Genomic DNA, 11,896 nt, shown 5'->3' on the forward strand with positions numbered 1-11,896 from the left:
GTGATGATCACACCAGCATGGACTGCACCCAAAACTGTTAGCGCAATCAGTACCACTCGAAAGGGGGGTGTTTCATTCGCACCGTTTGATAGTTTCAATTTGGGTTTACATGTTGGTGATGATGAACAAGCTGTACTTGCAAATCGTGCGCTACTAGCAAGTCACTTACCAAACCCCGCGGTTTGGTTAAACCAAGTTCATAGCAGTGATGTGGTTGTGGTTGATGAAAGGTGTGATTTAAGCCTAGTTCATTCTGCTGATGCGCTGTATACCAATATAGTAAAACAGCCGCTTGCGATAATGACAGCTGATTGTTTGCCTGTGTTACTTTGCTCGAATTCTGGCAATGAAATTGCAGCAGTGCATGGTGGCTGGCGTGGCTTATCACAAGGTATATTGGCAAAAACCATTTCGCATTTCAAAGTGCCTACAAGCGATATTATTGCTTGGTTAGGCCCTGCTATTGGTCCCTTACAATTTGAAGTTGGGCAAGAGGTTAAAGATTGCTTTTGTTCGCAAAACCCGCTTCACGAACTGGCATTTACAGCCAAACATGAAAAATACATGGCTGATATCTACTTATTAGCACGTCAGCAATTAGCGCAATTAGGCGTGGCCAATATTTCAGGTGGTGAATACTGTACAGTCAGTGATAAGTCACAATTTTTCTCTTATCGCCGCGACGGACAAACTGGTCGCATGGCTAGCTTGATCTGGCGCAATTAATACGCCTTTTTTGTGATTAAATTTTCTTCTCTTACTTGAACAAATCACTAACCATACCCATTAATTAAGCAATTAGATTTTTTAATAGGTAAACCCTTATGCGTTTAGATAGATTTACAAGTAAATTTCAATCTGCGCTTTCAGATGCGCAGTCATTAGCACTTGGGCGAGATCATCAATTTATTGAGCCTGTGCATTTAATGTATTCATTGCTTCAACAAAATGGCTCGAGTGTGCGTGCGCTACTTGCACAAGCCGGTGTGAGTGCTGATGAGTTAAACACCAAGTTATCTCAAGAAATCGAAAAACTGTTTAAAGTTGAAGGTATTGGTGGCGATGTTCAGCTGTCAAACAACCTGATTTCGTTAATTAACTTGTGTGATAAATATGCTCAAAAGCGAAAAGATAAATTCATTTCGAGTGAGTTATTTGTTCTTGCCGCGTGTGACGATAAAGGCCCATTAGGCGACATTTTTAAAGCGCTAAATATTACTTCTAGCAAAATTGAAGCAGCAATCGAAGCTATTCGTGGTGGTCAAAAGGTTGATGATCCGAATGCTGAAGAAACCCGTCAGGCATTAAAAAAATTCACAATCGATTTAACTGAGCGAGCAGAGCAAGGCAAGCTAGACCCTGTAATTGGCCGGGATGACGAAATTCGTCGTACTATTCAAGTATTACAACGCCGTACTAAAAATAATCCGGTATTAATTGGTGAGCCGGGCGTGGGTAAAACGGCGATTGCCGAAGGTTTAGCACAGCGGATCATCAATGGAGAGGTACCTGAAGGCTTAAAGAATAAGCGAGTATTATCGCTTGATTTAGGTGCTTTAGTTGCTGGTGCTAAATACCGTGGTGAATTCGAAGAGCGTTTAAAGTCAGTGTTGAATGAACTAGCCAAAGAAGAAGGGCAAGTCATCCTCTTTATTGATGAAATCCATACTATGGTAGGCGCAGGTAAAACAGACGGCGCAATGGATGCAGGTAATATGCTAAAACCAGCACTTGCCCGTGGTGAGTTACATTGTGTGGGTGCCACAACTCTCGATGAGTATCGTCAATATATTGAAAAAGATGCCGCTTTAGAGCGTCGTTTCCAAAAAGTATTTGTTGATGAACCATCGGTTGAAGACACCATTGCGATTTTACGTGGTTTAAAAGAGCGTTATGAGCTTCATCACTCAGTTGATATTACCGATCCGGCCATTGTTGCTGCGGCGCAGCTGTCGCACCGTTACATTAGTGATCGCCAATTGCCAGATAAAGCGATTGATTTAATTGACGAAGCGGGCTCTTCAATTCGTTTGCAAATTGACTCAAAACCGGAATCTTTAGATAAGCTAGAGCGTCGTATTATTCAGTTAAAGCTGGAAGATAACGCCCTTGCAAAAGAGAAAGACGAAGCGAGCCAAAAACGTCGTACTGAGATGCAAGAGTTGATCACTGAGCTTGAAGCCCAATACCGCGAACTAGACGAAGTTTGGAATGCTGAGAAGGCTTCATTACAGGGCACACAAGTCATTAAAGCTGAGCTTGAGCAAGCGCGTCTTGATTTAGATGTTGCGCGTCGTGCAAGTGATTTACAGCGCATGTCTGAACTCCAGTATGGTCGTATTCCTGAACTTGAGCGTAAACTTGACCTTGCTTCACAGGCCGAAATGCAAGAAATGAGCTTGCTTAAAAACCAAGTTGGTGAAGACGAAATCGCAGAGATTTTATCGCGTTGGACAGGTATTCCTGTATCCAAAATGTTGCAAGGGGAGCGCGAAAAGCTACTTAAGATGGAAGATGAACTGCATCATAAAGTGATTGGTCAAGATGAAGCCGTTGTAGCGGTTGCGAATGCAATTCGTCGCTCTCGAGCAGGGCTTGCTGATCCAAATCGCCCAATCGGTTCATTCTTATTCTTAGGCCCGACAGGGGTAGGTAAAACTGAGCTGACCAAAGCACTAGCCAGCTTCATGTTTGACACTGAAGATGCCATGGTGCGCATTGATATGTCGGAGTTTATGGAGAAACACTCGGTGGCACGTTTAGTGGGTGCACCTCCGGGTTATGTTGGTTATGAAGAGGGGGGCTATTTAACTGAAGCAGTTCGCCGTCGTCCGTATTCAGTCATTTTATTGGATGAGGTCGAAAAAGCGCACCCTGATGTATTTAACATCTTACTGCAAGTACTTGATGATGGCCGCTTAACGGATGGTCAGGGCCGTACCGTTGATTTCAAAAATACGGTTATCATTATGACTTCTAACTTAGGCTCTGACATTATCCAAGAGCAAGCTGGTTCAAATGATTATGCAGGCTTAAAAGAAAAAGTGATGGGCGTATTGGTTAGTCAGTTCCGTCCTGAGTTTATTAACCGAATCGACGAAACCGTGGTATTCCATCCACTTGCTAATGAACACATTAAAGAAATTGCTGACATTCAGTTAAGTAAGCTACGTGAGCGATTAACTGAAAAAGGCTACATTCTTGAAGTAACGGATGCAGCCCTAGACCGCATCGCTGAAAGTGGTTTTGATCCAGTGTATGGGGCAAGGCCTTTAAAACGTGCTATACAACATACCATTGAAAATCCATTAGCACAGCGATTATTAGGTGGGGATTACCAGCCGGGTGCCATCATCCATATTGATGCTGATGAGAATGGACTTGTTTTCTCGAGTCGTTAATTAGCCCTAAAAACAAAAGCCGCATCATTTTGACGCGGCTTTTTTGTATCAGTTAAGTTTAAACTTTAAAGGTTAACAGCATATCGTTAACTTTGCGCGAGCCTTCAACAAGCCCCGCTGCATCTTTAGCGACGTTGTAGCTAAGCTTTAAGTTCTCTTCGCTGTGTCCTTTTATGCTTTCTACATTTTCGCGTATATCGGTGCTGACAACTTGTTGTTCCTCTGCAGCCGTCGAAATCTCAGTCGCAAGGCCTGATATTTCATCAATTTGTGCGAAGATGCTCGCTAGCTCAGTTTGAGTGTGAGCAGTAGTATCAACACAATTATCTGCTTGCGCTTTAGTTGATTGCATCACTTTAGACCAGCTAAATAACGTATCTTGGATCTCTTTAATTGAGCTGTGAATTTGTGCTGTCGCATTTTGAGTACGTGAAGAAAGTGCGCGTACTTCATCTGCTACAACCGCAAAACCACGGCCATGCTCACCTGCACGTGCTGCTTCAATTGCAGCATTCAGCGCTAATAAGTTTGTTTGTTCAGCAATGCCTTCAATCTCACTCATTACTTGGCCTATTTTGTCAGCTTCACTAGCAAGAGAGTTAGCGGTAGTGGCTGCTTGCTCTACTTGGTTAGCTAGATCAGACACCATGCTGCTATTATCTTCAATATGCAGTTTGATATCGTTACAGCTTTGGTAAGTTGTTTTAACCTTGTCAGCAGTGTGATGAGTATTTGCTGAAATCTCGCCAATAGTTGCACTCATTTGTGTCATTGCCGTAGCAATATCACTTAAACGTTGACCTTGTGCAGCAATACCTTGCTCGGTTAGTGACGATTGTTTATCTAAGTTGGTAGCAATGTCTTTGAATGAGTAAGTAGAGTCTTTAACACGACCTAATACAGTTCTAAGCTTAGCGAACAGCATTTGCTGATTATAGGCAGCAATACTAAAAGGGTGTGAACCTGAATACACATAGCGTGATACTGAATCAAACTCTGCACGTTGCTGCTTTAAATGGCTTGGGGTTACAACGAGCTCGTCATAATTTAATGCAAAAAGGAGTGCTACAACGGCACAGCTCGCTAAGGCAACCATCCATGAAGTAGTAAACGCTAAGCCGACAATGCCTGCAAATAAAATAACCGCAGACAAAATTTGTCTCAGCGAAATATTTTCACGAAATGACGCGACTGATTTTCCATTATTAATCTTAGTGTACAGTGCCGTTGCACGGTCTTTTAATTGTTCAGATGGCTTAGTTCGAACTGACTGATAGCCAACCAACTGACCATGTTCATAAATGGGTGTAACAAATGCATCAACCCAATAGTAACGACCATCTTTACAGAGATTTTTAACCATGCCACGCCAAGAATGGCCTTGCTTTAGTTTTTCCCACATTTCTTTAAATGCCGCTTTTGGCATGTCAGGGTGGCGAACAATATTATGATTTTTTCCGAGTAGCTCTTCCTCGGTGTAACCTGCAATCGTACAAAATTCCTTATTTACGTATGTGATGACACCGCGTAAATCTGTAGTAGAGACAAGCTCTTGATTATCAGAGTATGTCACTTCTTGATTAATGATTTCTTGCCCACGACGCATATGAGTCCTCGAAATATACTTTTTTATGGTGTGCGGATTATAGTCTCAGAAAAATGTAAGGGAAGGGGGTGCATATAGATAACTATGAAAGTTTTAAAAATTTCATCTTCCCTTTGATCTAAAACAATATCTTGCTTGAATTATTATGTTTAGCCTCAGTCTTTTATATTAGTTAAAAGGCTCAGTATCCTCAAGAAATAAGTCTAAATAGTATTTTAAATGTTTTTAGCAACAATGAAGTGCCGCCAAAGCAATTGTATATTGTCCCTCACAATGGCAAGATTGAGCATCAAGTGAACGGGTACTAAATGAAACTGATTTTTCTGACTTGAGTAATTACTTTTTGCCCCCATACACTTAGGATTACAGCCACGTGGCTCGAGGAAGCATTTTTGATAAAACATGATTTAAATAAAACGCTAGAGGCGTTAACAGTACAATTTCCTAACGCAATTAATGGGATTAAACGTGGTATCGAGCGAGAAGCATTAAGGATCAAACCAAATGGTGTTATCTCACAGCAAGGTCATCCAAAAGGCGTTGGTAGCGCTTTAACTAATGATCATGTCACCACTGATTTTTCGGAATCGCTATTAGAATTTATTACACCAGTAAGTACGTCTGCAGAGCAAACCTTAGCTCAGCTAAAAGATCTGCAAAAGTTCACCTTGTCTCAGATGGATGATGAGCTCTTATGGCCTATCAGCATGCCGTGTTTTATTGAGCATCAAGACGACATCGTACTGGCACAGTTTGGTGACTCAAATATTGGCCGCATGAAAACACTTTATCGTGAAGGTTTAAAGAATCGCTATGGCAGTATGATGCAAGCAATTGCTGGTGTGCATTTTAATATTTCTTTTCCTGAGAGCTTATGGCAAAGCTTGTATAGTTTAAACGGCAGCCAAGGCACACTCGCTGATTCTATTTCGAATGGGTATTTGGGACTTATTCGTAACTTTAAACGTGAGCTTTGGTTGATCAGCTTTTTATTTGGTGCATCGCCAGCATTGTGTAGTTCATTTTTGCAAGGGCGCGAAACAGACTTACCATTTAAAAAACTAGGTAAAGGTACTCTTTACTTAGAAGTTGGCACTGCGCTGCGTTTGGGGAACCTTGGTTATACCAACAGTGCGCAATCGTCTTTGCGTGTTATGTACAACTCATTAGAAGAATATGTAGCAGGTTTAAAAGAAGCGATTCATACGCCATCTGATATTTATGACCATATTGATGATTACACAAGTGCTGAACCAAAGCAGTTAAACAAAAATATTCTGCAAATCGAAAATGAGTTTTATTCACCAATTCGTCCTAAGCGCAACGCAGCATCAGGCGAAACTCCTACAGATGCATTACTTCGTGGTGGTATAGAATACATTGAGGTAAGGGCATTAGATGTTAACCCATTTAGTGAAACGGGTATCGACTTACAGCAAATACGCTTTTTAGACGTATTCCTAACTTACTGCTTATTAAATGACTCTCCAGAGATGGATTGGCAAGAACAAAAGTTGAGCACTACCAACCTCGATGCGGTTGTTAATGAAGGCCGAGATCCAGAATTAACACTTAACAAGCAAGGCGAAATAGTTCGCCTGACAGATTGGGCTAAAACAATTTTTAGTAATTTAACTGCCGTTGCACGTTATATGGATAATGCATACGGGGTAAGTTATTACAGTGAAACTATTGCTGAGCTTGCAACCTGGGTACAAGATCCTAGAAAAACATACTCTGGCAAATACGTAGCAACACTTGCAAAAGAGAACCTAGATAATGGTAATTTTGCATTAGCACTTGCACAGCAGTACAAGCAAAGCCATCTTGCGTCACAGTATCAATTTTATGATCATGCATTTTTAGCGAAACAAGCTGCTGACTCTGTGCTTAAAGAGCGTGAAGTTAAAGCTGCCGATAGCGAAACGTTTACTGCTTTTTTAGATGACTATTTTGCTAAAGCTTAGTAAGGTGAAGACATAAAAAAACGCAGCCTATGGTGGCTGCGTCAAAGATTCTTCAGGGATGAAACAATGCTATACTGCTGCATTCATAAGTTCAGACTGACCTGATAAGAAAAAGTTCAGCGAGATCCAAAAAAAAATGAAAAAAAGTATAATTATTTTATCGCTGGCCGCATCATTGGCTGGATGTGCAACCGCTCCTCCAGAGCAACCCCATGATATCTGTAAGATTTTTGAAGAAAAGCCTGATTGGTACTACGATGCCCGCGATGCTCAAGAAAAATGGGGATCGCCTAAACATGTGCTAATGAGCATGATGTATCAAGAAAGCTCATTTCGTCATGATGCTGCTCCGCCAATGGAATACTTCTTATGGGTTATTCCAATAGGTCGTGCCAGTTCTGCCTATGGCTATTCACAAGCGAAAACACCTACTTGGTCAGATTACATCCGAGAAACAGGCAACAGCGGTGCAGACAGGGATGATTTTGATGATGCTATCGACTTTATGGCGTGGTTTGTTTACAAAACTCATAAAGTAAATGGTGTATCGAAATGGGACGCGTACGCACAATACCTAAATTACCATGAAGGATGGGGCGGCTATAAGCGTGGTACTTATAAAAGTAAAAAGTGGTTAATGAGTGTTGCAAATAAAGTTAAACATCGAGCTAGCCGTTATGGCGCGCAACTTAAAAAGTGTGAAGCAGATCTAGATAAAAACTGGTTTGAGCGTTTATTTAGTTAATAGAGCATTGACGCAACCGTTTGGACTTTAAATTTTTACCAAATGTGTCTTTAAAAAGGCTATCAAATCTTTGATAGCCTTTTTTGTTTATTCGTATTCGATAGGATCGGTAACGTTATTAAGTGCAAAGGCTTCCAAGCGCTCTTGACAAGCACCACATTTGCCACAGGCTTTGTCACGGCCGTTGTAGCATGTCCAAGTTTGGCTGTAATCAAGACCCATTTTTAAGCCGTCTGTTAAAATATCGATTTTAGTATTGTTTAAATATGGACTGAAAATCTCAACAGCGTCGTAGTTGGCAATACGGCAAACATCATCCATTTTTTGAACGAATTCAGGGCGACAGTCAGGATAAATTGCATGATCACCAGAATGTGCGCCATAGTAAACTTTGCTGGCTTTTAAAGACACCGCATAACCCACTGCAAGTGATAGTAAGATCATGTTGCGGTTTGGCACTATTGTGCTCTTCATGCTTTCTTCTTCGTAGTGACCCTCTGGCACATCGATATCATCGGTCAGTGATGAGCCCCCAATCAATTGATTGATTGCTGAAATATCAACAATCTTGTGAGAAACACCTAATTTTTCACACACTTGAGCAGCTACTTTAAGCTCTTTAACATGACGCTGGCCGTAGTCGAACGACAGGGCATATACTTCGTGGCCTTGTTGCAGGGCTTTATTTAATACGGTAAAAGAGTCCATACCGCCGGAATAAATCACAACTACTTTTTGCGTCATATCTGTTTTGCTCTTACTTTTGATAGAGGTTTACTTCAGGGCGCGATATACTACACGGCTCGGGCCTAAATAACAATTTTTGCGCGTGTTTTTGGTTTTTTGATGGTATGCATTATATATCGTTGCGTCGTAAGTGAGATCTCTTTTGTACAAAATTAACGAAGTGTTTGAAACAATTCAAGGTGAAGCAAGTTTTACTGGTACACCTTCAATCTTTTTACGTTTACAAGGCTGCCCTGTAGGCTGTGCTTGGTGTGATACAAAACAAACATGGGACGTTGATAATGTATATAAAGTGTCACTTGATGACACGGTTGAGAAAAAAGCAGACTCAGATCATTGGGCAGAAGCAACTGCGGAGCAAGTGTTAGCGCTATTTAAAGAACGTGGCTACAACGCAAAACATGTGGTGATCACAGGTGGTGAGCCTTGCATGTACGACCTAAATCCAGTGTGTGAGTTATTACACGCAAATGGTTATTCGACTCAAATTGAAACCAGCGGCACATTTGAGATTTTAGTCCCTGAACAAACATGGGTGACCGTATCACCGAAGATTAATATGCGTGGCGGTTACAAAGTATTACGCAGCGCTATGCAGCGCGCTGATGAAATTAAACACCCAGTGGCAATGCAAAAGCATGTTGAAGAGCTAGAAGATTTATTCTTAAAAACAGGTGTTAATCCGCGTCTAGTGTACCTTCAACCAATTAGCCAAAAGACCTCAGCAACTAAACTTGCCATTGAAACCTGTATTGCAAAGAACTGGCGTTTATCAGTTCAAGTACATAAGTATTTGGGAATTAGTTAGGGTTTAGCCGTCAGCCGTCAGCCGTCAGCCGTCAGCCGTCTGATCTGACCCCGATAAAGTAGACACTGGGTTTAATATTTCCAGTTAAAAACAAAAAAAGCGTTGCACCATGGCAACGCTTTTTACTTTTTAGCTTATCGCTACTAATTCTGCGCTAAATAATCCAACACAACCTGATGATGGTCTTTGGTTTTGAATTTATCAAACACATGCTTGATTTTACCGTCTTGGCCTACAAGAAAGCTTATACGATGAATTCCTTCGTATTCTTTACCCATAAACTTTTTATAGCCCCAAATACCAAACGCATCAGCAATCGCGTGATCTTCGTCAGCTAATAAGTCAAAATTAAGCTCTTTTTTGGTTTCAAAATTCTTTAAACGCTTTATTGGGTCTGGGCTGATACCCACGACACGTGTGTTTAATTTAGCAAGCTCAGCTTTTTCATCACGTAAGTTTTCAGCTTGTACGGTGCACCCTGGAGTGGATGCCTTTGGATAGAAGTAAACAAGCACTTGCTGCTCTTTTAATAGCTCAGCGAGTGTGATTGTTTCATCATTTTGATTTTGTAAACTAAAAGCAGGGGCTGTATCACCGGCCTGTAATGGATTAATTGTTTTCATGCTTTGCTCCTTAGCGAATGCGTCTGAAAATATAATCTACGTTCAAACTACGAGAAAGATCTTCAAAGCTCACTTTAAAGTTATCAATATCGACTTCAACGGGAATATTAAACTCTAGCTCACAACGCATTTTTAGCTCATCACCTTCGTCGTACGTATCAGATTTAAGTGAACAAATGCTGATGTTATTGTCAGCAAAAAAGCGCGTAACTTTACTTAATGTTCCAGGTGTATCAATACCTGTGTATTCGAGGGTGTAACCGGCGCAAAATTCACATGCAACATGACTTGCTGTGCGTTTCATCATGGTTAAAAGGCCAAGTTCCATGCCTTTAGTTGGCAATGTATGCTCAATGCGGCTAATGGCCGACATATCACCTGCTAACAGCATGATAAAGGTAAACTCGTTGCCCAAAATAGCAATGCGACTGTCAATTATATTGCAATGGCAATCACTCACTAACTGAGTTAATTCGCTAACGATACCGGGTCTATCTTCGCCAATCGCAGTGAGCACTATCTGATGATTTGTAAAAGCAGTCATGGAATTTTAAATACCTAGTAATTAACAATACCAATGGATATAAGCTTGAGTAAGCTTTGATTTCACGTGAGTTTAATACCGCACGGCGGCGAAGTTTAACATAATTTGCATCGTTAACGATAGCGACGATTAATTAAGCCGTGAATAAAGTGCGCTCTTTCTTGTTTTTAGGGGCATCTGAAAGTACCATAGTTAAAATTTTGCAAGGCGACAAGCAAACAAATACGTTACGCTAGCCGAATCTATTCGGGTTTTTTGCATAAAAACTATAAATGTAAAGTTAAAAGTGATTTTACAGTGAACCAAATCGGCATTACCCACTCATATATTTGTTAAAAAAATTAAGGGTTTGCTAAGGAGAAATATCTGTGCAGTATTGGATCTCAAAGGCGCTTGCTGTAAGCGTAATGGTAAGTTTAACAGGGTGTGGTGTATTTACCGACGAAGCACATCAAAAACGTAATTATCGAGCAAATGAACCGGTCAAAGCACCAGCAGGTTTAGCGCAACCAGCTCTAGATCCAACATATAAAATGGATGTTGCGCAATATGACAATAATCCTGAAGCTAAAAACTATCGTCCGCCAGCGCAAGTTATTACCATTGCTCAAGGTACTTGGGTTGAAGAAGGTGATACAGAAGCACGGGTCTATTTTGATAAAAACGATGGTATAGAAGATTTAGATGTATTTATCTGGAACTCTATAAAAGCCGTTCTAGCTGAAAAAAATACCGCAGCTTTGAAAGAAGATAAAGCATCAAATTCAATTGAAACAGGTTGGTATGCGATTATTAAACCTGAAGAAGGTTGGTTTTGGGAAAGTGAAACCGAAGTATCACAACAACGTTTTATATTCACTATTGAAGAAAAGTCGCATCAGCGTACAGCTTCTTTAACAGCTAAACTTGCTGATTATAAAAGCGACTCAGTACCGTTAACACCATTACTACAGCAACAACTTGAAGTACGTGCTTTAAACCAAGTGATTGCTGAGTTTGATTACCGTTACCGTCAACTTGAAGTTGAAATGCGTAAACAACAAGGCATTATTTCATTAGAAATGGGCTTTGATAACAAAGGTAATGCGGCACTGGTTACTGAGCAAGATTACAACATGGTGTTTGATCGTTTCTCTGGCTTCTTAGAGCGATTATCTTTCACTATCGTAGAGATTGACCAAGAACGTGGTTTGATTACGGCTGATTACAAAAAGCCTGAGTCAAGCGTATGGGATTCAATTTGGGGTGAAGAACTAGCTGAGCTACCAATTGAAGAAGGCCAATATCAAATTCTTGTTAGCCGTACCAATGATGGCGGTACAAGTTTAACTTGGATGGACTCTGAAGGTTCGACATTAGAGCCTGGTACAATGAATGACCTCCAGCAAGCATTAGAAAATGCACTGCGTCAACGCGGTATCAATATTTAATAATTAAAAAAGTTAAAACCACCAC

General features: G+C 40.8%; 10 protein-coding genes. 6 read left to right on the plus strand and 4 right to left on the minus strand.

Translation table 11 applies throughout. The annotated features are described in order from the left end of the window. Positions 1-3: 3 nt before the first annotated feature. On the plus strand, positions 4-726 hold the full coding sequence (pgeF, locus tag HCZ11_RS11710; protein WP_130052310.1) for a peptidoglycan editing factor PgeF: 723 nt from the start codon (positions 4-6) through the stop codon (positions 724-726). Positions 727-824: 98 nt separating this feature from the next. Further along, entirely contained in the window at positions 825-3,401 is a 2,577-nt protein-coding gene (clpB, locus tag HCZ11_RS11715) for an ATP-dependent chaperone ClpB (protein ID WP_130051906.1), read from the plus strand. Positions 3,402-3,459: 58 nt separating this feature from the next. On the opposite strand, the gene HCZ11_RS11720 is transcribed toward clpB, so the two are convergent. Next, positions 3,460-5,007 (minus strand): methyl-accepting chemotaxis protein, encoded by a 1,548-nt coding sequence (locus tag HCZ11_RS11720; protein ID WP_167658485.1) that lies wholly within the window; start codon positions 5,005-5,007, stop codon positions 3,460-3,462. 392 nt (positions 5,008-5,399) lie between these two features. Here HCZ11_RS11720 and gshA point away from each other — a divergent pair, with 392 nt between their 5' ends. After that, positions 5,400-6,974, plus strand: coding sequence for a glutamate--cysteine ligase (gene gshA, locus HCZ11_RS11725; protein WP_167658486.1), 1,575 nt, complete (start codon positions 5,400-5,402; stop codon positions 6,972-6,974). A 136-nt stretch (positions 6,975-7,110) separates the two neighbouring features. After that, positions 7,111-7,719, plus strand: a complete 609-nt coding sequence (locus tag HCZ11_RS11730) for a transglycosylase SLT domain-containing protein (RefSeq protein WP_130051903.1) — start codon at positions 7,111-7,113, stop codon at positions 7,717-7,719. An 87-nt stretch (positions 7,720-7,806) separates the two neighbouring features. Here the strand turns inward: HCZ11_RS11730 and queC are convergent, their stop codons facing one another. Then, complete coding sequence (queC, locus tag HCZ11_RS11735; RefSeq protein ID WP_267894589.1) at positions 7,807-8,487, minus strand: 7-cyano-7-deazaguanine synthase QueC; 681 nt, start codon at positions 8,485-8,487, stop codon at positions 7,807-7,809. A gap of 121 nt (positions 8,488-8,608) precedes the next feature. Here queC and queE point away from each other — a divergent pair, with 121 nt between their 5' ends. Then, entirely contained in the window at positions 8,609-9,274 is a 666-nt protein-coding gene (gene queE / locus HCZ11_RS11740) for a 7-carboxy-7-deazaguanine synthase QueE (RefSeq protein WP_130051902.1), read from the plus strand. Positions 9,275-9,417: 143 nt separating this feature from the next. Here the strand turns inward: queE and bcp are convergent, their stop codons facing one another. After that, entirely contained in the window at positions 9,418-9,897 is a 480-nt protein-coding gene (gene bcp / locus HCZ11_RS11745; RefSeq protein ID WP_130051901.1) for a thioredoxin-dependent thiol peroxidase, read from the minus strand. A gap of 10 nt (positions 9,898-9,907) precedes the next feature. Further along, the gene (locus HCZ11_RS11750) at positions 9,908-10,441 is read right to left on the minus strand and encodes a glycine cleavage system protein R (protein ID WP_130051900.1); all 534 of its coding nucleotides are present in this window, start codon (positions 10,439-10,441) and stop codon (positions 9,908-9,910) included. A gap of 368 nt (positions 10,442-10,809) precedes the next feature. On the opposite strand from HCZ11_RS11750, the gene bamC reads away from it, so the two are divergent. Then, entirely contained in the window at positions 10,810-11,871 is a 1,062-nt protein-coding gene (bamC, locus tag HCZ11_RS11755) for an outer membrane protein assembly factor BamC (protein WP_130051899.1), read from the plus strand. Positions 11,872-11,896: the final 25 nt, after the last annotated feature.

Source organism: Pseudoalteromonas sp. HF66 (assembly GCF_011806445.1).
In the GTDB taxonomy this organism is placed as follows: domain Bacteria; phylum Pseudomonadota; class Gammaproteobacteria; order Enterobacterales; family Alteromonadaceae; genus Pseudoalteromonas; species Pseudoalteromonas apostichopi.

What these genes read in the sequence shown, in the direction of transcription:
- clpB (WP_130051906.1), top strand. Translation starts at nt 825, where the DNA reads ATGCGTTTAGATAGATTTACAAGTAAATTTCAATCTGCGCTTTCAGAT.
- HCZ11_RS11750 (WP_130051900.1), bottom strand. Translation starts at nt 10,441, where the DNA reads ATGACTGCTTTTACAAATCATCAGATAGTGCTCACTGCGATTGGCGAA.
- bcp (WP_130051901.1), bottom strand. Translation starts at nt 9,897, where the DNA reads ATGAAAACAATTAATCCATTACAGGCCGGTGATACAGCCCCTGCTTTT.
- HCZ11_RS11720 (WP_167658485.1), bottom strand. Translation starts at nt 5,007, where the DNA reads ATGCGTCGTGGGCAAGAAATCATTAATCAAGAAGTGACATACTCTGAT.
- HCZ11_RS11730 (WP_130051903.1), top strand. Translation starts at nt 7,111, where the DNA reads ATGAAAAAAAGTATAATTATTTTATCGCTGGCCGCATCATTGGCTGGA.
- pgeF (WP_130052310.1), top strand. Translation starts at nt 4, where the DNA reads ATGATCACACCAGCATGGACTGCACCCAAAACTGTTAGCGCAATCAGT.